At 71.8% G+C, this 23566-nt stretch carries 19 protein-coding genes; 5 read left to right on the top strand and 14 right to left on the bottom strand.

What is annotated here, in order from left to right:
- Positions 1-6 precede the first annotated feature (6 nt).
- From ACSLIC_RS25490 to ACSLIC_RS25465, 6 genes are all read right to left on the bottom strand, one after another.
- On the bottom strand, positions 7-1260 hold the full coding sequence (locus ACSLIC_RS25490) for a cytochrome P450 family protein (RefSeq protein WP_436740036.1): 1254 nt from the start codon (positions 1258-1260) through the stop codon (positions 7-9).
- 187 nt (positions 1261-1447) lie between these two features.
- Complete coding sequence (locus tag ACSLIC_RS25485) at positions 1448-2170, bottom strand: chitinase (protein ID WP_436740035.1); 723 nt, start codon at positions 2168-2170, stop codon at positions 1448-1450.
- 255 nt (positions 2171-2425) lie between these two features.
- On the bottom strand, positions 2426-2941 hold the full coding sequence (locus tag ACSLIC_RS25480; RefSeq protein WP_436740034.1) for a lytic polysaccharide monooxygenase auxiliary activity family 9 protein: 516 nt from the start codon (positions 2939-2941) through the stop codon (positions 2426-2428).
- A gap of 631 nt (positions 2942-3572) precedes the next feature.
- The gene (locus ACSLIC_RS25475; protein ID WP_436740033.1) at positions 3573-4871 is read right to left on the bottom strand and encodes a cation:proton antiporter; all 1299 of its coding nucleotides are present in this window, start codon (positions 4869-4871) and stop codon (positions 3573-3575) included.
- Between the two features lie 6 nt (positions 4872-4877).
- Positions 4878-5360, bottom strand: coding sequence for a cation:proton antiporter regulatory subunit (locus ACSLIC_RS25470; RefSeq protein WP_436740032.1), 483 nt, complete (start codon positions 5358-5360; stop codon positions 4878-4880).
- Positions 5361-5986: 626 nt separating this feature from the next.
- The gene (locus tag ACSLIC_RS25465) at positions 5987-6295 is read right to left on the bottom strand and encodes a DUF3040 domain-containing protein (protein ID WP_436740031.1); all 309 of its coding nucleotides are present in this window, start codon (positions 6293-6295) and stop codon (positions 5987-5989) included.
- 532 nt (positions 6296-6827) lie between these two features.
- On the opposite strand from ACSLIC_RS25465, the gene ACSLIC_RS25460 reads away from it, so the two are divergent.
- The 3 genes from ACSLIC_RS25460 (at position 6828) to ACSLIC_RS25450 (ending at position 9985) form a co-directional block, all read left to right on the top strand.
- Positions 6828-7874 carry a HAMP domain-containing sensor histidine kinase gene (locus tag ACSLIC_RS25460; RefSeq protein WP_436740481.1) on the top strand — a complete coding sequence of 349 codons (1047 nt, stop codon included), beginning with the start codon at positions 6828-6830 and terminating at the stop codon, positions 7872-7874.
- Between the two features lie 2 nt (positions 7875-7876).
- On the top strand, positions 7877-8536 hold the full coding sequence (locus ACSLIC_RS25455) for a response regulator (protein WP_436740030.1): 660 nt from the start codon (positions 7877-7879) through the stop codon (positions 8534-8536).
- A gap of 93 nt (positions 8537-8629) precedes the next feature.
- Positions 8630-9985 (top strand): radical SAM protein, encoded by a 1356-nt coding sequence (locus ACSLIC_RS25450; RefSeq protein ID WP_436740029.1) that lies wholly within the window; start codon positions 8630-8632, stop codon positions 9983-9985.
- A gap of 834 nt (positions 9986-10819) precedes the next feature.
- On the opposite strand, the gene ACSLIC_RS25445 is transcribed toward ACSLIC_RS25450, so the two are convergent.
- From ACSLIC_RS25445 to ACSLIC_RS25415, 7 genes are all read right to left on the bottom strand, one after another.
- Positions 10820-11041, bottom strand: a complete 222-nt coding sequence (locus ACSLIC_RS25445) for a hypothetical protein (protein WP_436740028.1) — start codon at positions 11039-11041, stop codon at positions 10820-10822.
- An 83-nt stretch (positions 11042-11124) separates the two neighbouring features.
- Positions 11125-13287, bottom strand: a complete 2163-nt coding sequence (locus ACSLIC_RS25440) for a 3-hydroxyacyl-CoA dehydrogenase NAD-binding domain-containing protein (protein ID WP_436740027.1) — start codon at positions 13285-13287, stop codon at positions 11125-11127.
- Between the two features lie 36 nt (positions 13288-13323).
- Positions 13324-14532: an acetyl-CoA C-acetyltransferase gene (locus tag ACSLIC_RS25435; protein WP_436740026.1), complete on the bottom strand. Its 1209-nt coding sequence runs from the start codon at positions 14530-14532 to the stop codon at positions 13324-13326.
- Between the two features lie 75 nt (positions 14533-14607).
- Positions 14608-15771: an acyl-CoA dehydrogenase family protein gene (locus ACSLIC_RS25430; RefSeq protein ID WP_436740025.1), complete on the bottom strand. Its 1164-nt coding sequence runs from the start codon at positions 15769-15771 to the stop codon at positions 14608-14610.
- 53 nt (positions 15772-15824) lie between these two features.
- Positions 15825-16877 carry an alcohol dehydrogenase catalytic domain-containing protein gene (locus ACSLIC_RS25425; protein WP_436740024.1) on the bottom strand — a complete coding sequence of 351 codons (1053 nt, stop codon included), beginning with the start codon at positions 16875-16877 and terminating at the stop codon, positions 15825-15827.
- Positions 16874-17353, bottom strand: coding sequence for a DUF4334 domain-containing protein (locus tag ACSLIC_RS25420; protein ID WP_436740023.1), 480 nt, complete (start codon positions 17351-17353; stop codon positions 16874-16876). Before ACSLIC_RS25420 ends, ACSLIC_RS25425 begins: the two co-directional genes overlap by 4 nt.
- Positions 17350-18975 carry a succinic semialdehyde dehydrogenase gene (locus ACSLIC_RS25415; RefSeq protein ID WP_436740022.1) on the bottom strand — a complete coding sequence of 542 codons (1626 nt, stop codon included), beginning with the start codon at positions 18973-18975 and terminating at the stop codon, positions 17350-17352. Before ACSLIC_RS25415 ends, ACSLIC_RS25420 begins: the two co-directional genes overlap by 4 nt.
- Positions 18976-19240: 265 nt before the next feature.
- Between ACSLIC_RS25415 and ACSLIC_RS25410 the strand changes: the two genes are divergently transcribed.
- Complete coding sequence (locus tag ACSLIC_RS25410; RefSeq protein WP_436740021.1) at positions 19241-20449, top strand: oxygenase MpaB family protein; 1209 nt, start codon at positions 19241-19243, stop codon at positions 20447-20449.
- Between the two features lie 127 nt (positions 20450-20576).
- On the opposite strand, the gene ACSLIC_RS25405 is transcribed toward ACSLIC_RS25410, so the two are convergent.
- Positions 20577-21749: a TetR/AcrR family transcriptional regulator gene (locus ACSLIC_RS25405; protein WP_436740020.1), complete on the bottom strand. Its 1173-nt coding sequence runs from the start codon at positions 21747-21749 to the stop codon at positions 20577-20579.
- Between the two features lie 214 nt (positions 21750-21963).
- On the opposite strand from ACSLIC_RS25405, the gene ACSLIC_RS25400 reads away from it, so the two are divergent.
- Positions 21964-23520, top strand: coding sequence for a long-chain-fatty-acid--CoA ligase (locus tag ACSLIC_RS25400; RefSeq protein ID WP_436740019.1), 1557 nt, complete (start codon positions 21964-21966; stop codon positions 23518-23520).
- Positions 23521-23566: the final 46 nt, after the last annotated feature.

Raw genomic sequence — 23566 nt, 5'->3', positions numbered from 1 at the left:
GCCCGCTCAGCGCAGGCGGACGGGGAGGCGCCGGACGCTGTTGCCGACGAACCCGGCGGTCGGTGGCAGCGCCTCCTCCGCTTCGGCGAGGGTCAGCTGCGGAAAGCGCCCGAAGAGGCGCTCCAGCGCGACGGTCGCCTCCAGCCGCGCCAGGGGTGCGCCGAGGCAGTAGTGCGGGCCGTGGCCGAGCGAGAGGTGGCGGGGCCCGGTGCGGGTGACGTCGAAACGGTCGGCGTCGGGCCCGTGCGCGGCGGGGTCGCGGCCCGCCGCCGAGTAGCCGGCGAGTACGGGGACACCGGCGGGGATCACCGTCGGCCCGAGGGTGAGGTCGCGGCTGGCGTAGCGGAAGGGGAAGGCGCTGACCGGGCTGTCCCAGCGCAGGGTCTCCTCGACGGCCTGGGCCCAGGTGGCGTGCCCGCCGAGGACGAGGCCGAGCTGGTCGCGGTGGGCGCAGAGGGCGCGCACGGCGTTGGTGATGAGGTTGAGGGTGGTCTCGTGGCCGGCGACCACCATGAGGAGCAGGGTGCCGAGGAGTTCGGCGGTGTCGAGCCGGCCGCCGCCCTCGTCGCGGGCGGCGATCAGCGCGCTGGCGAGGTCGTCGCCGGGGTCGGCGGCCCGGGCGGCCACGACCTCGCCGAGCAGCGCGACCAGTTCGCGGTTGGCGGCGAGGGTCTCCTCGGGTCCGGCGCCGGTGGCGACCACACGTTCCGACAGGGCGTGCAGGCGTCCGTGGTGGGCCGGGTCGACACCGAGGAGTTCACCGATGACGGCCATCGGCAGGGGCAGGGCGAAGAGGTGCCGCAGGTCGGCGGTGCCGTCGGCCCGCGCCGCCGCCTCCACTCCGTCGAGCAGGGTGTCCACCAGTGCGGTGATCCGGGGACGCAGCGCCTCGACACGGGGCGGGGTGAAGGCGGCGGCGACCGGTCCGCGCAGCCGGCGATGGTCGGCGCCGTCCGCGGTGGTCATGCCGGGCACGGTGGCGAAGGTCCGCAGCGGCCAGCCGCCGGGGATGCGGCCCTCCCGCAGGTCGGTGAAGTGGCGGGGGTCCTTGACGACGTCGGGGTGGGCGAGGAAGTCCCGCAGTTCCTCGTGGCCGAGGACGGCCACGCCCGCGATCTCTCCCGGCAGCACCACGGGCGCCACCGGCCCCCGGGCGAGGAGCACGGCGTTGTCGGCGTGCGGACATCCCCCGCCGGGCCTCATCCGGTACGCGTCGGGGGCCGGGGAGGGGTCCTGTGCGGGAGCGGGATCGGTGGTCACCGTGTGCCTCTCGTCCGTGCGGGGCGCGTCCGGGCCCGGCCTCGGGCGTGTCGGCCGGCGGACGGTCGCGGGCCCACGCTACGCCGCCCGTGGAGCGGCCGTCAGCGGTTCGCCGGACCCGGCGCGCGACGACCCGCCCGGCGCGGAGGAGCACCGGGCGGGCCGTGACGGAGCGTCGCCGCCGAGGTCAGCAGCTGAGGTTGCCGCCGGGCTCGACACCGAGGACGTCGGCGAACCTCTTGTAGAGATCGACACGGCTCTGGACCTGGCCGGGATTTCCGCCGTCGCATTCGATGCTGCCGTTGATCGCGCGAATGGTCTCGCCGAATCCGGCGCCGTTCACGATGGCGTCGTGCGGGGTCATGCGGCCCGCTCCGGACTGGGTGTTCCAGAACCACAGACCGGTTTTCCAGGCGACGGAGGCGTTGTTCTGCACGAGATCGGGATTGTTCAGCAGATCGATACCGAGGGCGTCGCCCGCGGCCTTGTAGTTGTAGTTCCAGCTGAGCTGGACCGGGCCGCGTCCGTAGTACTTGTCGTTGCCCGCGGGGCAGCCGAAGGGCTGGGTGGAGTCGCAGTAGTGCGGGTAGTTCGCCTCGTTCTGCTCGACGATGTGGACGAGGCCGCCCGTCTCGTGGCTGACGTTGGCGAGGAAGGCCGCTGCCTCCTGCTTGCGCGTGGTGTCGCTGCCGGTGCCGGTGAAGCCCGGGTAGGCGCTGAGGGCGTCGGTGAGGCCGGAGTAGGTGTAGAACGCGTTCCGGTTCGGGAACATCGATGCGAACTGCGCCTCACTGACGATGAAGTCGGCGGCGGCGCGGGGCTCGGCCTGCGCGGTGGGCCCGAGGCCCAGTACGGAGAGCGTCAGCGCGGATGCGGCCGCGGTCAGCAGTCCGATCAGACGGGTACGCATGGGTCACTCCTTGGTCCGGCCGCCGCCGCACTCGGCGGCGGCCCAGGGGATCACGTGGGGGAGAGAAGAGCCCGCGGCGGCGAGAGGAGCCCGGTGCGGGGCGGTTGCACGCCGTGAGCGTACGACCTCACGGACGGTACGGCGCCTCGCCACGACGGCCGGTTCGTCTCCGGTCCGCCGCGTGCGCCTGCGAGGGCCCCCGCCCCGAGGGCCCGGCCCCGAGCCGTGGGCGACGGAGGGCCGGGGTTCGGCGCGTCAGCTGACGTTGACGTCGATGCAGGCGTAGAAGGCGTTGCCGGTGTCGGCGATGTTCCAGACGGCGAGCACCTTCTGGTGGCCCTTCAGCCCGCCGAAGTCCACCGGGTGGGCGACGGTGGCCCCGGGCCTGGCGCCGCCGTCGTCGAACTCGGCGATCTTCCGGCCGCCCGCGTAGTACTCCCAGGTGCTGGTCGCGTGCTGGACGGTCAGCTTCCACTCGAAGGTGGTACGGGAGGAGACCGGGGTCACCGTCCAGCCCTTGGAGTCGTCGTCGAGCTCCGAGAAGCGGGAGTTGCCGCCGCTGCACGAGCTGAGCCCCTTGGGGCCTTCCACCGACTGCGGCTCGTACTTGATGTCCCCGCAGTCGACGGTGCCGGCGGCGCACTGCGCCTGGCGGCTCGGCGGGTCGGAGATGTAGCCGTGGGCACTGGCCGTACCGGCCGGGAGGCTGAGTGCGAGGGCGGGGGCGACGATCGCACCGACGAATGCGGCGCGCTTCTTGAGACCACGCATGGAGAAACTCCTTCACTTCGTCCGGTTCCGTGCGCCTGATTCGTGGGGGGAATCCCTGGCACGCTTCTCCGGCAACGGGTGTGGGGACCTGGAAGTGCAAGGCCGGTGGCAATTCCCCATGCGCACGCGAACGCCAAAGAGCTTCCGCCATAGGGGAATTCCCACTTGGACTAGACCATACAGGCCGTCACGTGCGCGTCAAGGGTGACGCGACAGGAGCGCCCCTCCCCCGCCTTCGGCCGCCCCTGCCGCGCCGGAACGCGCCGGGCCCGCCCCCCCCTCTCGGCCCCTGGCAGGCCGAGGGGAGCGAGCCCGTGCGGGGTCGCGGGTCAGGTGTCACGGGTGAAGGCGGAACCGAGGCGTGAGGAGCGGTGGTCGACTCGGGCCCCGCGGTCGGGGCGGCCCGGCCCGGGGCCACCCGGAAGCCGCGGCTGCGGGCCTGCTGGAGCAGGGCCTCGGACGCGTGGCACCAGGCCCCGCAGGGGCCGGCGCGCGAGGCGGCACCAGCGTGAGGGCGGCCGGACGGTCCGTCAACGCGCTCCGGGCCCACACGCGGACCCTCGCGAACGCCGCGGGCCCGGCCTGCGCGCGGCAGGCCGGGCCCGGGATGCGGCGCCGGTGCGCCGGAGGTTCAGCCGCTGGTGCGGGCGGTGTCCTGGGCGGCCTCGGGGGCCTGGTCCGAGGTGACGGCGACCGCCGTCCCGGCGTCGGCCGCGGCGTAGCCGGGCGCGTCCGCGCCGGCGGGGGCCGCCGGGTCCGGGAGCGGGGCGCCGGGCTTGCGGGCGGGCGAGAGGCGACGCGCGATCGGCTCGGTCCAGCGGGCGGCGAGCGGGCCGACGATGACCAGGATCAGCACGTACGCGGTGGCGAGCGGGCCGATGCGCGGCTCCACACCGACGGCGAGACCGGCGATCACGATGGAGAACTCGCCCCGGGCGACCAGGGTGCCGCCCGCGCGCCAGCGGCCGGCGGGCTTGATGCCCGCCCGGCGGGCGGCGTAGTAGCCGGTGCCGATCTTGCTGAGGGTGGTGACGACGGCGAGGATCAGCGCGGGCACGATGACCGGCGGGATCGCGGCCGGGTCGGTGCTCAGGCCGAAGAAGACGAAGAAGACGGCGGCGAACAGGTCGCGCAGCGGGGTGAGGAGACTGCTCGCGCCCTCGGCGACCTCGCCGGAGAGGGCGATGCCGACGAGGAAGGCGCCGACCGCGGCGGAGACCTGGAGTTCCTGGGCGATGCCGGCGACCAGGAGGGTCAGGCCGAGCACGACCAGGAGCAGCATCTCGGCGTTGTCCGAGGAGACGGCGCGGCTGATCAGGCGGCCGTGCCGCAGGGCGACGTACAGGACGGCGCCGACCGTGCCGAGTGAGATGAGCAGGGTGACGCTGCCGCCCGCGAAGCTGACGCCGGCCAGCAGGGCGGTGAGGATCGGCAGGTAGACCGCCATCGCCAGGTCCTCGATGACCAGGATGCCGAGGATCACCGGCGTCTCCCGGTTGCCGAGCCTGCCGAGGTCGCCGAGGACCTTGGCGATGACACCGGAGGAGGAGATCCAGGTGACGCCGGCCAGCGCGACGGCGGCGACGGGCCCCCAGCCGAGCAGCAGCGCGGCGGCCGCGCCGGGCAGTGCGTTGAGGGCGAAGTCGACGGCGCCTGACGGGTACTGCGTCTTCAGGTTGGTGACCAGTTCCGAGGCGCTGTACTCCAGGCCGAGCAGGAGCAGGAGCAGGATCACCCCGATCTCCGCCCCCGTGGCGACGAACTCCTCACTGGCCTGCAGCGGCAGAATCCCCCCTTGGCCGAAGGCGAGCCCGGCCAGGAGGTAGAGGGGGATCGGAGAGAAGCCCACCCGCCCCGCGAGGCGTCCGAGAATCCCGAGGGCGAGGATGATCGCCCCGAGTTCGATGAGCATGGCAGTGGTGTTGTGCACGGGCTTCTATCCTCCGGTGATCAGTTCGGCGACGGCGTCCACGCCTTCGCGGGTCCCGACGACGACGAGGCTGTCGCCGATCGCGAAGCGGAAGTCGGGGGTGGGCGAGGGCACGGCGGCGGTGCGGCGCAGCACGGCGACGATGGAGGCACCGGTCCGGGCACGGGCCTGGGTGTCGCCGAGGGTGCGGCCGGCGTACGGAGAGCGCTTGGTGACGGGGATGTGCTCGGTGACCAGGTCGATCTCCCTGTGCTGGAGGTGAGCGACGGGGTCAGGGGTGAGCAGCGGAACGAGGGCGGCCGCCTCGTGGGGTTCGAGCGGGGCCGCGTCGCGGCAGTTGTCGTCGTCCTCGGGGTCGTGGAAGGCGAGGATGCGACGGCCGTCGTGGTGGACGACGACGGAGAGGTGACGACCCGCCTCCGTCTCCAGGTCGAAGCGGGTACCGACGCCGGGCAGGGCGGTACGGCGGGTGTGGGCGGTGGGCTCCATGGCGGGCTCCAGACGAGGTGCGGGTGACGGATCGCGGAAGCGGCCGAAGCATCCTGACAGGACGCCACGTCGGCGTGTCCGAAGGGGATTGTGTATCACCCGCGGTGGTCAGAACACGTCAGCTCCGTATTCCTCGGAACGTTTCCGCATTCGGGGGGCCGGGCGCGCCGATGGCACGCGCGGTCAGGGGCGACGCTGCGTCAATAACCGGTACGCGCCGGGTCGCCGCAGAATTCCGGAACGCTGTCGCGTGGCGCGTTGTCCACCCGGTGCGACCTGGGAGGACACGGGGCACAGGGGGCGTCGACGGCGAGTGGCGGCGCGAGGTGGTGACTGGCGCACCTCATGATCCCCCCTTGCCGTGCCATGGAAAAGGACCGTCGATTCCCCTGGGGAAAATGGCCCTCCCGAAATGTGCAATCGCGCACCAACAGGGCGCAATGACTCGGTAAAGGATTGTAGCGCAGGGAAAAATTAACAAAGGAAACAAATAGGGCTAAAAGGTGAGAAAGACGGCGGGGAAATGCCGCGAGCGGGGCGACCGGCCGGCATCGGCCGACACCCCGTCACCCGCCGTCCGGCCGTGGCCTCCAGGCGCCCGGGAACCGCGTACGGCTCGGGCGGGGTCAGCCCCGCCGCTCAGGCCGGCGGAGACTGAACAGACCTCGTGGCCGCGGCCGGTCGGGGTCGAAGAGGTGCGCCGCGAGCCCGGCCACGACCAGGCCGGTGGCGAGGAGCAGGCCGTGCCCGATCCCGATGCCGACACCGAGGGCGCTCAGACCCGCCAGGAGCAGCAGCCACGCCCGGCCCCGGCGGTACTCACGAGGCACGCACGGCACTCCAGCGTCCATCGCCGCGCTGAAGCGGGGGTCCTGCGCGCGCAGGGCGTCCTCCAGTGCGCGCAGCCGCGCGTCGTGGGTCATGTCGTGTGCCATCGAAGCTCCTCCCCGCTCGCCCCTGGCCGCCCTCCGCCGGACTTCGCGTCCGGGGGGCCGCCGGGCCCGTCCAGCTGCCGGGGGCGCCTGCCCGCGCCGCCCGGCTCCTCGCGGCCGCGGTTCGCCGGACTCCGTGCACCGTCACTCGCACGTCCGGGCCCTCGGCCGAACCTCGCCGCCCTGCCGGGAGCGGTCCGGTGCCTGACCGGACCGCTCCCGGTCGAGAGGGAGCAGGTCCGGCCTCCATGATCGTCCGCGCGGGGCCGGGGGGCCATCGGGTCTGGCACCCATTTCCGCAGGTGTGCAACGTGTAGACGGCACGGGTGGAGCCTCGGGCCTCTGGGTGCCAGCACCCACCGGGGCGAGGTGCGGAGCCCCTCCCTGCGCGCCCCACCGTCCGCGCGCGGGTGCCGCCTCGGCGCGCTTGGGGCCCCCTGGCCCGGCCGGGGCGCGGACGGGCGATAGTGGGGGCACGAACCGGAAGGGTACGAGTGACGTGACGCATGACAGGAACGAGGGGCGCCGGCCGGCCCTGTCGTTGTTCTGGCGGATCTTCCTGCTGAACGCCGCGGTACTGGTGGCGGCGGCCGCGCTGCTGCTGCTGGGCCCGATCACCGTCTCCACCCCGGTGCTGCTGACCGAGGCGCTGATCCTCACCGGCGGGATCGCCTTCATGCTCACCGCCAACGCGGCGATGCTGCGGATCGGCCTGGCGCCGCTCCAGCGGGTGACGCGGGCGATGACCACGATCGACCTGCTGCGGCCGGTCCCCCGTACCGAGGTGGTGGGGCACGGCGAGATCGCCGATCTGATCCGCACCTTCAACACCATGCTCGACCGGCTGGAGGCGGAACGCGCCGCCTCCAGCGCCCGCGCCCTCTCCGCACAGGAGGACGAGCGGCACCGGATCGCGCGGGAGCTCCACGACGAGGTGGGCCAGACCCTGACCGCCGTCCTGCTGGAGCTGAAGCGGGTGGCCGACCAGGCACCCGGGCCGGTCCGGGACGAGCTGCACACCGTGCAGGAGATCACCCGGGGCAGCCTGGACGAGATCCGACGTATCGCCCGACGGCTGCGGCCCGGCGTCCTGGAGGAGCTGGGCCTGGCCAGCGCCCTGAAGTCGCTGACGACCGAGACCCCCGCACCGGACGGCCTGGTCATCCGGCACCATCTGGAGCCCGGTCTGCCGCAGCTCGGACGGGAGGCCGAGCTGGTGGTCTACAGGGTCGCCCAGGAGGCGTTCACCAACACCGTCCGGCACGCCGGAGCCTCCCGCCTGGAGCTGCGGCTCGCCAGGTCCCGGCGCGGGGTGGAGCTCTGCATCAGCGATGACGGCCGGGGCGTGGGCGACAGTACCGAGGGCGCCGGACTGCGCGGGATGCGCGAGCGCGCCCTGCTGATCGGCGCCGCACTGCGGGTCGGGAGCGGGCCGGGCGGCGGGACCGAGATCCGGCTGACCGTTCCGGTCCGCCTGCCGGCCACCGCCGAGCCGGGCCCGGCGACCGCACCCGCACCCGCAGCCGGCGCCGACGACCCGACCGGCCCCGCACGCCCCGACACCAGCGACGGAAGCCCGTGATCATGTCCGAGTCACCCAAGACCCGCATCCTGCTCGCCGACGACCACGCGCTGGTCCGCCGCGGCGTGCGGCTGATCCTCGACAACGAGCCCGACCTGACCGTGGTGGGCGAGGCGGGCGACGGCGCCGAGGCCATCGAGCTGGCCCGCGCCGAACAGCCGGACCTCGCCATCCTGGACATCGCCATGCCCCGGCTGACCGGCCTGCAGGCGGCCCGGGAGCTGACCCGCCTCCAGCCGCAGCTGCGCATCCTCATCCTCACCATGTACGACAACGAGCAGTACTTCTTCGAGGCGCTGAAGGCGGGTGCGGCGGGGTACGTGCTGAAGTCGGTGGCCGACCGGGACCTGGTGGAGGCGTGCCGCGCGGCCATGCGCGACGAGCCGTTCCTGTACCCCGGGGCGATCACCGCGCTGATCCGCAACTACCTGGAGCGGGCCAAGGACGGCGGGGAACTGCCGCCGAAGGCCATCACCGACCGCGAGGAGGAGATCCTGAAGCTCGTCGCCGAGGGCCACTCGTCGAAGGAGATCGCCGACATGCTGGTGATCAGCGTGAAGACGGTCGAGCGCCACCGCGCCAACCTGCTCCACAAGCTCGGCCTGCGCGACCGGCTGGAGCTGACCAGGTACGCGATCAGAGCCGGTCTCATCGAACCCTGACCCCGGCCGGTCCAGAGGCGTTACGTCCGCATTACCGTGGGTCCGGGCAGCGTCCTGCCGCCGCCCGGACCGTCCGACCCGAGGAGCACCCACATGACGAGCCCGACCGAGACCCGACGCACCGAGCTGGTCGAACAGCTCATGGAGCGGTACCCCCACGTACCACGGGAAGCGGTCATCAAGGAGGACCTGCTGCGCGGCGGCATGGCCTTCGACCCGTCCGCCCTCAGCGACAACGAGGGCGGCGAGGTCAAGCCGAAGTCGTACTTCATCTTCTCCTTCGACCACGGCACCCTCCCGGAGCTGGGCGAGGCCGCACTGCGCCGCCCGCCGGAGGAGATCGTCCTCACCGGCGGACCGTACGAGCTGCGGCGCACCGTCGTCTCGGTCCGCGTCAACCCGTCCTCGCCGTACCGGGTGGCGGCCGACGCGGACGGCGTGCTGGGCCTGTACCTGGAGGGGCGGCGGATCGCCGACGTGGGCCTGCCCCCGATGCCGGACTACTACCGGCACACACTGGCCAACGGCAAGTCGGTGATGGAGGTGGCGCCCACCATCCAGTGGGGCTACCTGGTCTACCTGACGGTCTTCCGGGTCTGCCAGTACTTCGGCGCCAAGGAGGAGTGCCAGTACTGCGACATCAACCACAACTGGCGCCAGCACAAGGCGGCCGGCCGCCCCTACACCGGCGTCAAGCCGGTCGAGGAGGTGCTGGAGGCGCTGGAGATCATCGACAAGTACGACACGGCGCGCGCCTCGACCGCGTACACACTCACCGGCGGTTCGATCACCTCGCAGGTCCAGGGGAAGGACGAGGCGGACTTCTACGGGCAGTACGCCAAGGCCATCGAGGACCGCTTCCCCGGCCGCTGGATCGGCAAGGTCGTCGCGCAGGCGCTGCCCCGCGAGGACGTACAGCGCTTCTACGACTACGGCGTGCGGATCTACCACCCGAACTACGAGGTGTGGGACCGCCGCCTCTTCGAGCTGTACTGCCCCGGCAAGGAGCGCTACGTCGGCCGGGACGAGTGGCACCGCCGCATCCTGGAGTCGGCGGAGGTCTTCGGCGCGCGCAACGTCATCCCCAACTTCGTGGCGGGCGTGGAGATGGCCGAGCCGTTCGGCTTCACCGACATCTCCGAGGCCATCGACTCGACCACCGAGGGGCTGCGTTACTTCATGTCGCGCGGCATCACCCCGCGCTTCACCACCTGGTGCCCCGAGCCGACCACCCCGCTGGGCAAGGCGCAGCCGCTGGGCGCGCCGCTGGAATACCACATCCGGCTGCTGGACTCCTACCGCGCGACGATGGAGGAGTTCGGCCTCTCCTCGCCTCCCGGCTACGGCCCGGCCGGCGCGGGCCGCGCGGTCTTCTCGGTCAGCTCCTTCATGGACAGCCTCCGCCCGGGCTCGGAGGCTCCGGAGCCGGTGTCGGGCCGCAAGGGCTGACAGGAGCGGGGGCGGGCCGCAGCGACCGCCCGCCCCCGTGTTCCACTCCGGCGCCCATCCTGAACGGCCGACCGCCGAGCGGGAGTGACCGATGAACCGGCGCCGCCCGCTGTCCGCCGCCGTACTGCCCCTGCCCGCCGCCCTCCTCCTGGCCGGCTGCGGGAACGGCGACGGCGACGGCGGCAAGGCACCCCCGGCCGGGTCCGCGAGCGTGTCGCGGGCACCGAAGTCCCCCGACGCCGACCCGGTCCCGGAGATGAGCTTCCCCCCAGGACCTCAAGGCGGCGTTCGACGAGGTCAAAGGCCCGGAAGACGAGGTCGCCGCCCTGTGCGACGCCCACGACTACGCCCGCGCCATCCTGCACGGCATCGCCGAACAGGACCCCGAGGCGGCCCCCGCCCACTACTACGCGGCACCCGGCAGCCAGGCCGCGGAGTACGCCGAGCTCCAGATCGAGAAGCACACCGACGCGGGCATCACCCTCACCGGGGAACGCACCTACTCCCACTCCCGCTCCGCCGCGAAGCCGAAGGCCGACGGCTTCGTCGTCACCTTCTGCTCGGGCAGGAGCGGTGACCGGCTGCCGCCGCGACCCGCGCTCCGGGGGTTGCCCGGTCCCCACCTCTGCGAACGGCTGCTGGACGCGGGCACGGAGGTCGACTGTGCCGACGGCCTGCTCACCGGCGGCCTCACAACGTCACCCACCTGAGGGCACTCCCCCGTCGTGCGCTTCGTCGAGTGTGACGGCACTCTGCCGGGCCGCGCCGAGGAGCAGACCCGAAGTCCCGGAGCTGGACGGCGGGACGCTCCCCGGCTGGAGCCTCAGGAGGCGGTCAGGCCCACTGCGCGGCCGTGCGGTGGATCACCTCACGTGCCTCGGCGACGGTCCTTCGCACCAGCTCACCCGCCGGTGCCACGTCGCGGATCAGCCCTTGGGAGGGGCCGACGGACCAGATCCCCGCGTCGAGGCCGCCGCCCTCGAAGACGAGGCGCCCCCGCGCACCGGTCACCAGTGGCCGGACGGCGGCGGCCAGCTCGGCCCGGCCCACTCGCATCACGCCGCCCTGGGACGACGGGATGCTCGATGGCCAGGAGTTCGGTGAAGCGGGTCCGCAGCCGTGGCACGGGCGGTGCGCTCTCACTCATAGGTCTCACCGCGCTCGGCGCGCTCGACCAGCGAGGCGGGCGGCAGGAAGCGGTCCCCGTAGGCCGCGGCCAGTTCCCGCGCCCGTGCGACGAATCCGTGCGGCCCTCCCTCGTACTGGTTGACGTACTGGAGCACGCCGCCGGTCCACGCCGGGAAGCCGATGCCCTGGAGGGAACCGACGTTGGCGTCGGCCACGCTGGTGAGTACCCCGCTCTCAAGGCAGTCGACGGCGTCGAGGGCCTCGGCGAAGAGCATCCTCTCCTGGAGGTCCCTCAGCGGCAGCACCCGCCGGCCCGAGCCGTAGCGGTCGCGGACCCCCGGCCAGATGCCGAGCCGCTTGCCGGCGGCGTCGTAGTCGTACCAGCCGGCGCCTTCGCGTCGCCCGACGCGCCCTTGCTCCAGCATCCAGTCGACGACGTCCTCCGAGGGATGGGCCACCCAGGCCCGGCCCTCGGCCTCCTCGGCCGCACGTGTCTCCACCCGGATCTTCCGGGTCAGCGAGAGGGTCAGCTCGTCGAGCAGTTGCAGTGCGCCCGCCGGGTAGCCGGCCTGGAGCGCCGCCTGTTCCACGGTGGCCGGTTCGACTCCCTCGCCGACCGCGGCGACCGCCTCCGCGATGAAGCACCCGATCACGCGGGAGGTGAAGAAGCCGCGCGAGTCGTTGACGACGATGGGCGTCTTGCCGATCTGAAGGGCGTAGTCGAAGACCTTGGCGAGGGTCTCGTCGCTGGTGTGCTCGCCACGGACGATCTCCACCAGCGGCATCTTGTCGACGGGGCTGAAGAAGTGGACGCCGACGAAGTCGCGCCTTCTGGCAACGCCCTCGGCGAGCTGGGTGATCGGCAGGGTCGAGGTGTTGGACCCGAGTACCGCGTCCGGCCTCACGACGTCCTGGATCTCCTGGAAGACCCGCTGCTTGAGCGGGGCCGACTCGAAGACCGCCTCGACGACGAAGTCGACTCCCGCGAAGTCCGCCGCCTCGGAGGCCGTCGTGATCCGTGCGAGCAGCGCGTCGGCCTCGTCCTGGCTCCTGCGCCCGGCGGCGACCGCCTTGGCCTCCAGCCCGCGCGCGTAGTCCTTGCCCTTCTCGGCCGCCTCGCGCGTGACGTCCTTGAGGACGACGTCGGCGCCGGCCTTCGCGCTCACGTAGGCGATGCCCGCGCCCATCATGCCGGCCCCGACCACTCCCACCCTGTGCGCGGTGAACCGCTCGGGCTTCCCCGGCCGGCTCGCGCCCGCGGTGATGTGGCGCAGGTCGAAGAAGGACGACTTGATCATGTTCTTGGTGACCTGGCTGGTGAGCAGGCTGACCAGGTAGCGCGTCTCGACCAGCGAGGCGGTGTCGAAGTCGAGGTGGGCTCCCTCGACCGCGGCGGCCAGCGCGGCTCGCGGCGCGGGCGCCGGTGCTCCCCTGGTGCGCCTGCGCAGGAGGCCGGTCAGGGCGGGCAAGGTGGCGGCGACACCCGCGCTCCGCACATCCCCGCCCGGGAGCTCGAAACCCTTGGTGTCCCAGGGCTGGACGGCGTCGGGGTGCTCCGCGATCCAGGCGCGTGCCCTGGCCTCGGCCCGCGTCAGGTCCTCGGTGACCTCGTCCACCAGCCCCAGCTCCAGCGCGGCCCGGGGGCCGAACCTGCGGGCGGGCAGGACGACTTCGGAGAGGGCCTTGTGCAGGCCGAACATGCGGACCGTACGGGTGATGCCGCCACCGCCCGGAAGCAGGCCGAGGCTGACCTCGGGCAGGCCGAAGCGGCTGCCGGGCCGGTCCGTGGCGATCCGGTGATGGGCGCAGAGCGCGACTTCCAGGCCACCGCCGAGCGCGGTACCGTCCAGCAGCGCCACGACGGGCTTGCCCAGACGCTCCAGTCTGCGCATGAGGTCCTTCATGCCGTTGATGTAGGCCGTCTCCTCGGCCGCCCGGTCCGCGCTCCCCGCGCTCAGCCGGTTCAGGTCGCCTCCCGCGAAGAAGGTCTCCTTGGCGGACACGAGCAGCACACCGGCGATCTCGTCCCGCTCCGCCTCCAACCGGGGGACGGATTCCTCCAGTCCGGTCAGGAAGGCGTCGTTCATGGTGTTGACCGACGAGGAGGGGTCGTCCAGGAGGAGGGTGACGATCCCGTCGGTGTCCCGTACGTAGGTGATGGCGGATGCGGGCATGTCGATGGCTCCCCTTCGCTGTGCGGCGGCCGAGTGTCAGAGGCGTTCGATGACGGTGGCGATGCCCATGCCCGCGCCCACGCAGAGCGTCGCGAGGCCCCTGCGTCCGCCGGTGCGTTCGAGCTCGTCGAGGACGGTGCCGAGGATCATGGCCCCGGTGGCGCCCAGCGGATGGCCCAGCGCGATCGCTCCGCCGTTGACGTTGACCTTCTCGTCGGGGATCTCAAGGTCCCGCTGCCACTTCATGACGACCGCGGCGAACGCCTCGTTGAGTTCGAACAGGTCGATGTCCTCGGTGGTCAGTCCTGCCTTCGCCAGAACCTTCCTGGTCGCGGGGGTCGGTCCGGTGAGCATGATGGTGGGCTCCGCACCGGTGACAGCCGTCGCGACGATCCGGGCGCGGGGGACGAGCCCGAGTCGCTCCCCCGTCTCCCGGTCGCCGATGAGGGTGAGCGCGGCGCCGTCGACGATGCCCGAGCTGTTACCGGCGTGGTGCACGTGGTGGACCCGCTCCAGGTGGTGGTACTTCTGCAGCGCCACCGCGTCGAAGCCCGCCTGGGCGCCCGCGGCGGCGAAGGACGGGGGGAGGGCCGCGAGGCTCTCCACCGTGGTACCGGGACGGCGGTGCTCGTCGTGGTCCAGCACCAGGACCCCGTTGAGGTCGTGGACGGGCACGACCGACTTCGCGAATCGTCCTTCCCGCCAGGCGGTGTCGGCCCGCTCCTGCGAACGGGCCGCGTAGGCGTCGACGTCCTCGCGACGGAAGCCCTCGATGGTCGCGATCAGATCGGCACCGATGCCCTGGGGCACGAAGTACGCGTCGTAGGCGGTCGTGGGGTCCTGCGCGTAGGCACCGCCGTCAGACCCGATCGGAACGCGGGACATCGATTCGACCCCGCCCGCGAGGACAAGACTCTCGTAGCCGGAGGCGACTTTCTGTGCGGCGATGTTGACGGCTTCCAGCCCCGAGGCGCAGAAGCGGTTGACCTGGACCCCGGCCACGGTGTCGGGCAGACACGCGACCATGGAGGCGGTACGGGCGAGGTCACCGCCCTGCTCGCCCACCGGGGAGACGACGCCGAGCACGATGTCGTCGATCCGCTCCGGGTCCAGCTCGGGGCTGCGTTCCTGGATCGCGTGGATCAGGCCCACGACCAGGTCGACCGGTTTCGTGCCGTGGAGGGCGCCCCCGCGGTTCTTGCCGCGTGGCGTCCGGACGGCGTCGTAGATGAAGGCGTCGGACATGACGCTCCCTTTCTTGGACCGGGGCGCTGCCCGGGAGGGGTCTGGTTCCGGTGCCGGAGAGGTGGCGGCACCGGGCTACAGGCCGAGGTCGCGGCCGACGATCTCCTTCATGATCTCGGTGGTGCCGCCGTAGATGGTGGTGATCTTCGAGTCGAGGTAGTCGTGGGCGATGCGGTACTCGAGCATGTAGCCGTAGGCGCCGTGGAGTTGCAGGCAGCGTCCGACGATGTCGACGTAGTGCTCGGTGGCCCAGAACTTCGCGGCGGCCGCGTCCACCCCGGTGAGTTCACCGCGTGAGTGCCGGGCGAGCAGGTCGTCGAGGTACGCGCGTCCGACCCGTGCCGTGGTCACCATCTCGGCGAGCTGGAAGCGGGAGTTCTGGAAGCTGCCGATCGGCCGGCCGAAGGCCCTGCGTTCCCTGACGTACTCCAGCGTGCGCTCCAGCACCCCTTCGATGGAAGCCACGGCGTTGGCGGCGATGGAGATCCGCTCCTGCGGGAGATTGCGCACCAGGGAAGCGAAGCCGCTCCCCTCCTCGCCCAGGAGGTTGGCAGCGGGGACGCGTACGTCCTGGAAGGACAGTTCGCTGGTGTCCTGCGCGTGCAGCCCGATCTTCTCCAGGTTGCGTCCACGGGAGAACCCGGCCCGGCCGGCCTCGATCACCAGCAGGCTGATGCCGCCGTGCCGGTCCGGTCCCGTCCTGACCGCGGTGACGACGAGGTCGGCGTTCTGGCCGTTGGAGATGAAGACCTTGCTGCCGTTGACCACGTAGTCGTCCCCGTCGCGGACGGCGGTGGTGGCGATCCCGGCCAGGTCGCTGCCGGTCCCGGGCTCGGTCATCGCCACCGCGACGACGAGTTCACCGGCGGCGATCCCCGGGAGCCAGCGAGCCTTCTGCCGTTCGTCGGTCAAGTCGGTGAAATAGGGGACGACGATGTCGTTGGAGAGCGTCACGGCTGCGAGGCCGTCCGCGGCGGGGTGGCGGGAGAACTCCTCACCGATCACCGCGTTGAAGCGGTAGTCGGCCGCCCCGGCACCCCCGTACGCCTCGGGGATGTTGAACCCCAGGATTCCGGCGCGGGCCGCCTCCACGAAGAGTTCCCGGCCGACCCTGCCCTCGGTCCGCCAGCGCTCCGCGTGGGGAGCGGCGTGCTTGTCGGCGAAGGCGCGGGCCGTCTTCCGGAGCAGTTCGTGCTCCTCTTCGTAGAGCGCGCGCTTGGCGGTGATCACGTCGGTCATCAGGACTCCTGTTCCGGATGGAGGCGGTGGCAAGGGGCCGGCGCTGCCTGCCGTCAGCGGCCGGGCAGCAGGACCGGTTTGGTCGTCAGGCCCGCCTGCTGGTCGGCGACCGCCCGGTCGAGGCCGGCCAACGGGTAGGTGGTCACCAGGCGGTCGAGGGGCAGCAGGCCGCACCGGTACCGCCGCACGAGTTCGGGGATGAGCACCGCGGGATCAGCGTCCCCTTCGACGCTGCCGCGCACCTCGATCCCGCGCATCACCAGGGACCGCACATCGAACGGAACGGTGGCGGGACCCAGCCCGACCAGGGCCAGCGTTCCACGTGGCTGGAGCGATTCGAGGGCGCCGGCGATGACCTCGGGCCGCCCCGTGGTGTCGAGCGCGTGAGTCACCGCCGTCCGCACCCCCCGCAGCGAAGGGTGGACCTCGGCGCCGCAGCGTTCGAGGAGGGCACCGCGGCTCCCGACCGGCTCCACCACCACGACCTCGACCCCCTCGGAGAGCGCGGTGAGCGCCGCGGCCGACCCCACGCCACCGCCGCCCAGCACGAGGAGCCGGTCGCCGTGCCGGGGGCTCAGGACGTTGAGCACCGCCCCGGCTCCGGTCAGGAAGCCGCACCCCAGCGGCGCGGCCGCCTCCGGGGGCACGCCCTCGACGGGCACACACTGCCGAGCGCTGGTCAGGACGGCGGAGGCGAACGACGACTGGCCGAAGAAGGAGCCGAAGACGGGCTCGCCCCCCACGCGAAGTGTGGCCGATCCGTCGAGGCGCCGCCCGGAGCTGTTGAGCGCGGTCGCCCATGCGCAGTAGCCGGGCCGTCCCGCCCGGCACCGGGCGCAGCCGCCGCACGACGCGAAGGAGACCACGACCCGGTCCCCGGCCGTCAGGCCCGTGACGGCCGGGCCCACGTGCTCGACGGTGCCGCACCCCTCGTGGCCGAGCACGGCCGGGCGTTCGCCGAGCCGCTGCCGGGTGACGAGGTCCGTATGGCACACGCCGGCCGCCTCGATCCGGACGATCACCTCGTCGGACCTGGCCTCGTCGAGTTCGGCGTCGACCAGTTCGCTGGGGGCCGCGCCGCGGGACAGTACGGCGGAGATCCTCATTCCCGCTCCAGGCCGAAGTAGAAGAGATGGCCTTCGTCGGAGACGGTCGCGCCCTTGCCGTTCATCACACCGAGGAGGGTGGTGTCGTCCACTCGCTTGAAGTGGTCGAGAACGGGCATGCCGTCGTACACCATCGTGGCGGTCACCTCGCCGCGGAATTCGACGTTCCACAGGCTGGCCTCGCCGCGGCCGGACGTGGTGTCGGAGTAGAGGGAACCGTCCCCCGCCCGGCAGATCAAGGGCTTGGCGTCGTCCAGCGCCACGAACCGTTTGCCGTGCCACCGGCTGCGGGCCAGCACCCGCTGTACGGGATGGCCGGTCGGGAAGGCGAAGCCGCGCCAGGAACCCAGGACGGCCGAGACGGCCACCGCTTCGAGGTCGGCCCACAACGCGTCGAGTGCCTGGGCGGAGACCGGACCCGCCGCGTCCCGCAGGGCGTCGTACCTCTCCCGTGCCGAGAGAGCGTCGGCGTTCACCGCGCGCCCAGCCGGCGTAGCAGGGTCAGCTGGCCGTTGGTGCGGCGGACGAAGTCCGCCGGCGACCGCCCGGGCGAAGACCCGAGGGGAAGGAGGCGTTGCACGGCGACCGTCTGGGACTGGGTGTACTTGCGGATGCCCTCCGCGCCGTGCCGACGGCCGAGTCCGCTGTCGCCCATCCCTCCCATCTCGGCCTCGACGCTGCCCGCCGCGGCGGCGGCACCGTCGTTGACATTGACCGATCCGGCCCGGATCAGCCCGGCCATCCGGGCCGCCTCTCGCGTGTCCTTCGACCAGATCGAGGCGGACAGACCGTAACTGCCCTGGTTGGCCAGGCCGATGGCCTCCTGGTCGGTGGTGTACCGGTACAGCGACACGACCGGTCCGAACGTCTCCTGCGCGCAGACGTCCATGTCGGGCGTCACTCCTTCAAGGATCGTGGGCTCGTGGAAGAGCGGCCCGACGTCGGGACGCGCCCGGCCTCCCGTGAGCACCGTGGCCCCCTTGGCGAGGGCGTCGTCGATGTGGGCGCGGACGGCGGTGAGCTGCGCGGAGGAGACCAGTGAGCCGAGATCGGCCCCGTAGTCGTACGACTTCCCCAGCCGCAGCGACGCGGTAAGCCGGACCAGTTCGTCCCGGAAGGCCTCGTACACCCTCTCCTGCGCGTAGACGCGTTCGACGTGGATGCACATCTGCCCGGTGTTCGCGAAGGCGGCCACGACGGCGCCGACGGCGGCCGCGGCGATGTCGGCGTCCTCGCGCACGATGAGCGGGTTCTTGCCGCCCAGTTCCAAAGAGGCCCCGGTCAGGCGGCGGGCGGCACGCTCGGCGACGGCCCGGCCGGTGGTGGTCGACCCGGTGAAGCAGACGAAGTCGACGGCGTCGGTCAGGGCGGTCCCGACGGCGGCCCCGTCCCCGGCGACGATCCGCCACAGCGGGTCGGGCAGCCCTGCTTCTCGCAGTAAGGAGCGTGTCCACAGCAGGGTGAGCGCGGCTTGCGGGTCGGCCTTGGAGACCACACCGTTCCCGGCGAGCAGCGCCGGAAGCACGTCGCCCACGCCGAGATAGAGCGGGTAGTTCCACGGGGAGACGACGCCGACCACCCCCCTGGGCACCCGTCGCTGTTCGACCCTGGTCAGCCAGGGGACCATTCCGCGCACCCGCCGCGGCGCCAGGTACCGGGCCCCGCGGCGCGCGTAGTGACGGGCGATGGCCGCGACCTGCGCCACCTCCTGCCAGGCGTGGTACCGGGCCTTCCCGGTCTCCCACTGGATCAGGTCGAGGACCTCGGCCTGCCGGCCGAGGAGCAGATCGTGGAAGGCGAGCGCGATCCCGGCCCGGCGGGCGAACGGCACGCTCTCCCATCGGCGCTGGGCGGCGGCAGCCACCGCCACGGCGGAGTCGACGTCCTCAGGAAGGCAGGAGGGGACAGGCGCGACGGGCGACAGGTCGAACGGCGCGAGGGCGGTGAGGGGCGGCGCGGACCTCGGCCCCTGACGCCCGGCGTCACGGTGCACCCACGAACACCACCGCCTGACCGACTCGTCACTCACCCAGGACGGGCGTTGACCGGCAGCCGCCTGGAGGGGTGGCGCTTCCGACGGGTCCTGCTCAGCGTCCATGAGGGGCTCCTGGAGATGTCCGAGGGGTGCGCGTGGGGTGCGTGGAGGGAGCGTCGGGCCGCCCGTCGGTGCTGGGGGCGCGGGAGAGGCCGGGCACGCCACGAGACTGCGGCGGTTTGGGTCGTGCACGGGTCTTGCTGCCGACCGGACGCCTCGTTATGTTAATCAGAAATCACACCGCTGGACAAGCTTGCGACCAGCTCGAATCAGGGCCGATGCCCGCTGGCGCGAGGCATCGTCCCCTGCGCGAAGGGCGGGAAAGTACATGCAAGATCTCACCAGGAGGCGCGCCCTGTCGATCGGCGCCCTACTCGGCATCGCCACGGTGACCAGCGCTCCGAACGCCTGGTCATGGTCGTCGGCCGGCTCGATCGCCGGGACCGACACGGTCACCGACCCCTTCCAGGTCTGGGACCCGGACGCGGACGAGGTCGCCGCCCGGCTCCTCGCCGACGGTTCGATCCCCTCGGTCAACAGGGCCTGGGACTCCTGGGTCCGCAACAAGGACGCCCTGCCTTCCGGCATGCCCGGCTACCTCACCTCCTACCTGGAGGAGGTCAACCGGCTCCCCTCATGGGCCGACCCCCAGCTGCTCGCCGCCTCCGAGAAGCTCTACAAGCGGCTGAACAGCTACCTGTTCGTGTCGGAGAGCCTGGGCAGCGGAATCCTCAGCACCGTCATCCCCCGCGAGGCCAGGGCGGTGTACTGGTCGGCCGGCGGCGCCGACATGAGGGACCGCGCGGCCAAGACCTTCACCTTCGGATACGACCTGCACAGCCCGACGACCTGGCAGCCTTCGGGGTTCTTCGTCGTGAGCGCCAACAAGACGCGCCTGGTGCACTCCGTGGTCCGCAACCTGCTGGTCACCTCGGAACGCTTCATGGAGACCGCCGACCAGCCCAAGCCCATCAGCAACGGCGACATCCTGGTCACCTTCCACTCCGTGGCCACCGTCGCGTACAACAACATGAAGAAGTGGGGCATCAAGCTCTCCGCGGAGGAAGAGGCCGCCGACCTGCACGCCTGGCAGGTGGCACTGCACCTGCTGGGCGTACAGCGCCAGTTCATCCCGGCGAGCTGGGCCGAGGCGCGCAAGCAGGCCGACCAGATGTTGTGGCCGGTCGTCTCACCGACGGTCGAGGGCACCAGCCTGGCCACCACTCTGCTCGGGTACATCGAGGACGCGACCCTCGGCCTGACCACCGGCTTCGTCCACGAGATGGTCCGCTTCCTGATCGGCGACACCTACGCCGACTGGCTGGGGCTGCGGAACGACTGGGCGTCTCGCGGACTCATCAAGGTCGCGTGGCCGACGTACGTCGCCTTCCGGGAGGGCCTCTCCCCGGTCGTTCCCGACGGGCTCTACCTGTTCGACCAGTTCGTGCGGGGCGTCGCGATGCTGTTCCTGAACCACGGGACCTCTCCTACGCAGACCCCGATCACCCTGCCCGCCGCGAACCGTCCGGGAGCCTGATCCGCCGTCCCTGCTCCAGGGTGCCTCGCGGCCGTTCCGGTGGATCGCGGGGCACCGCACGACCTGGGGTCTTCGGCGGCACTTCGACCGGAGGCGCCGCGACCCGGCCGCCTTCCGGCCACCCCGGTCACCTCCCCTTCGCCCCGAGGGCACCGACAGCCAGGGCGATGACACGGTCACGGTTCTCCTGGGTGTCCCGCCAGTGCAGCCTCCGTCCGGCCTCCACCACGACACCGAACGCCGCGTGCACCAGAACCCGGGCCTGCCTCGGGTCCAACTCAGGCCTTGCCAACCTCAGTTGATGCTCCCATACGGCGATGTGCTCGCGCTGCGCGAGAACCACCGGCTGCCGCAGCCCCTCCGGCAGGCCGGCCACCTCGGCTTCGGCGACGCTGGTGAGTTCGGTGTACTCGAAGCTGTAGGCCACGTAGGTGGAAGCCAGTGCGACCAGGGCCTCATGCGGACCGGCCCTCCCCTCCAGACTCCGGGCCACCGCCTGCGTGAGCAGCTCCGCCGCCTGAAGGCACGCCGCCGCCAGGACATCCATTTTGGTGGGGTAGTGCCGATAGAGCGCGGACGGAACCAGTCCCACCGCCTCCGCGATCTGCCCGTTCGTGACCTTGGCGAACCCGTGCCTGGCGAAGAGCGGGACGGCGGCGGCCAGGATCTCGGCGCGGCGCGTGCGCGGCGCCGGACGGGTGGGCAGTTCGACGGGGAGCACGGCGCCGGACGGCCTCTCGGGGTCGGTCGCCGCCACACACAGCGCGGACGCCAGGAGGACACTCTCGGCTCGACGCTGAGCGATCGAGACATGATGCATCGTGATGGAGCCGATCGCGCCGAGGGCCGACACGGCACAGAGTTCCGCCGACGGTGTCGCACTCTCGCGCCGTACCGACTCGGTCACTCTTTCCACCACACGGCCGAACTTGGCCCGCAGGACCTCGCGGTCCTCAGCGTCGAGGTAGCGGGCCTCCCACCGGTACAGCCCGCCCGAGGCGCGATGAGCCACGGCGACGCGGGTGACCGCCCGCAGCGCCTCTCCCAGGTCCGCCTCCGGCTGCACGTCGTCCAGCGCCTCGGCCAGCCGGTCCACCATGGCGTTCGCACACTCGGAGAACAGCGCGTACTTGTTCGGGAAGTGCCGGTACAGAGCCGCGGCGCTGATCCCGACCCTCGCGGCGATCTCCTCCATGGACGCCGCGTGGTAGCCGCGCTCACTGAACACGCGGCCGGCCGCTTCGGAGATGAGCTGCCTGCGGTTCCGTGGCCGGGTGGCCGCGAGCGGATCGGCGCTCACCGAGGGGTGGGGACGTACGGGAACTGGGCCATGCGGACAAGTCAATCACAGGACACGCAGGCGAAGAAGCGGACGGGCACCTCCCCGCCACCCAGTGATCGGCACTTCACTTCTATGTGATTTTTGATTAACAAAACTCTTTCTGGGGCAGCCGCTTCACGGGCATAATGGCGCCCGCCCCCACCCCCTTCCCCATTCGAGTGCAAGGAGTGGCATGGCCACGGACACTGCTCCCGCCTGGTCCTTCCGCCATCACTGGATGGCCCACGCGGCGACCCACGCGAGGATGCGGCCGGACAAGCCCGCCCTGCGACACCTCGGCACCACCACGACCTGGGCCCAGCTCTCACGCCGGTCACTGCAGCTGGCGGCCGCGCTGGCCGGCCACGGCGTGCGGGAGGGGGGCCGGGTGGCCCTACTCACCCTGAACCACCCGTGGTTCGTGGAGAGCGTCTTCGCCGCGAACAGCCTCGGCGCCATGGCGGTCCCGCTCAACTTCCGACTCTCCCCGCCCGAGCTGGAGCACATCCTCTCCGACTGCACGCCCTCCGCGATCGTGGTCGACGCGCAGTTGCTGCCCCGACTCGCCGATGTGCCGTCGGTCGACTCCATCGGCACCGTGATCGTCGTCGGCGGGGAGGGCGAGACTCCGGGGCGCCACCTCGCGTACGAGGACCTTCTGGCCTCGGCCCCGCCCATGGAACTCCCCGACATCAGCGAGGAGTCCACCGCTCTGATCATGTACACCTCCGGCACCACGGGCCGACCCAAGGGAGTGATGCTCTCCCACCGCAACATGCAGGTGCAGGCCATCACCTGCATCCAGGCGATGGACATCTTCGACGACTCCGACGTCGGCTTCCTCACCGCCCCCTTCTTCCACATCGCCGGACTCGGCTCGATCGTCGCCAACTTCCTGGTCGGCAGCGCCGTGGTCATCCACCCGCTCGGCGCGTTCGACCCCAAGGCCGTGCTGGACGCCTACGAGCGCGAGGGAGCCACCGTCGTCTTCAACGTGCCCCAGCAGTGGGACCTGATCTGCGCCCAGCCCGGCATCGACCAGCGCGATCTTCGCCTGCGCGTCATCAGCTGGGGCGCCGCTCCAGCGAGCGACGCGACCCTCCGGGCCATGGGCGAGAGCTTCCCCGGGGCTCTGAACGTGGCGGTGTTCGGGCAGACCGAGACCTCCCCGATCACCTGTGTCCTGCGAGGCGAGGACTCACTACGGAAGCTGGGGTCGGTGGGCCGGCCCATCCCGACGGTCCAGTACCGCATCGTCGACCCGGACATGAACGACGTACCCGTCGGGGAGGTCGGCGAGATCGTCTACCGCGGCCCCACGGTGACCCAGGGGTACTGGAACAAGCCCCGCGAGACGGCGGAGGCGTTTCACGGCGGTTGGTTCCACTCGGGAGATCTGGTCAAGCAGGACGACGAGGGATTCGTCTGGGTGGTCGACCGCAAGAAGGACATGATCATCAGCGGCGGTGAGAACATCTACTGCGCGGAGCTGGAGAGCGCCATCGCCGGGCACCCTTCGGTGTTCGAGGTCGCAGTGGTCGGGCGCCCCGACGAGCAGTGGGGCCAGGTGCCGGTCGCCCATGTCGCACTCACGCCCGGCGCCGCCCTGTCGCTCGCCCAGCTCACCGAATTCCTCGGCGGGCGACTGGCTTCCTACAAGATGCCCAAGGACCTGGTGGTGACCGAGGCGCTCCCGCGCAACGCCGGAGGGAAGGTAGTCAAGGGCGAGCTGAGGCAGCGGAGGAACTGAGGCGGTTGCGCCCGCACGCCGCAAAGAAGGTCCACGGGCAAGCCAC

It is taken from the genome of Streptomyces sp. BBFR102 (genome assembly GCF_051397025.1).
Lineage (GTDB): Bacteria > Actinomycetota > Actinomycetes > Streptomycetales > Streptomycetaceae > Streptomyces.
This window is presented reverse-complemented; position numbering and strand designations above follow the sequence as displayed.

Bases quoted from the DNA above. Each gene is read 5' to 3' on its own strand.
- ACSLIC_RS25480 (WP_436740034.1), bottom strand. From the start codon at position 2,941: ATGCGTGGTCTCAAGAAGCGCGCCGCATTCGTCGGTGCGATCGTCGCC.
- ACSLIC_RS25455 (WP_436740030.1), top strand. From the start codon at position 7,877: ATGTCCGAGTCACCCAAGACCCGCATCCTGCTCGCCGACGACCACGCG.
- ACSLIC_RS25465 (WP_436740031.1), bottom strand. From the start codon at position 6,295: ATGGCACACGACATGACCCACGACGCGCGGCTGCGCGCACTGGAGGAC.
- ACSLIC_RS25410 (WP_436740021.1), top strand. From the start codon at position 19,241: ATGCAAGATCTCACCAGGAGGCGCGCCCTGTCGATCGGCGCCCTACTC.
- ACSLIC_RS25485 (WP_436740035.1), bottom strand. From the start codon at position 2,170: ATGCGTACCCGTCTGATCGGACTGCTGACCGCGGCCGCATCCGCGCTG.
- ACSLIC_RS25425 (WP_436740024.1), bottom strand. From the start codon at position 16,877: ATGAGGATCTCCGCCGTACTGTCCCGCGGCGCGGCCCCCAGCGAACTG.
- ACSLIC_RS25430 (WP_436740025.1), bottom strand. From the start codon at position 15,771: ATGACCGACGTGATCACCGCCAAGCGCGCGCTCTACGAAGAGGAGCAC.
- ACSLIC_RS25445 (WP_436740028.1), bottom strand. From the start codon at position 11,041: ATGCGAGTGGGCCGGGCCGAGCTGGCCGCCGCCGTCCGGCCACTGGTG.
- ACSLIC_RS25435 (WP_436740026.1), bottom strand. From the start codon at position 14,532: ATGTCCGACGCCTTCATCTACGACGCCGTCCGGACGCCACGCGGCAAG.
- ACSLIC_RS25440 (WP_436740027.1), bottom strand. From the start codon at position 13,287: ATGCCCGCATCCGCCATCACCTACGTACGGGACACCGACGGGATCGTC.
- ACSLIC_RS25450 (WP_436740029.1), top strand. From the start codon at position 8,630: ATGACGAGCCCGACCGAGACCCGACGCACCGAGCTGGTCGAACAGCTC.
- ACSLIC_RS25400 (WP_436740019.1), top strand. From the start codon at position 21,964: ATGGCCACGGACACTGCTCCCGCCTGGTCCTTCCGCCATCACTGGATG.
- ACSLIC_RS25470 (WP_436740032.1), bottom strand. From the start codon at position 5,360: ATGGAGCCCACCGCCCACACCCGCCGTACCGCCCTGCCCGGCGTCGGT.
- ACSLIC_RS25415 (WP_436740022.1), bottom strand. From the start codon at position 18,975: ATGGACGCTGAGCAGGACCCGTCGGAAGCGCCACCCCTCCAGGCGGCT.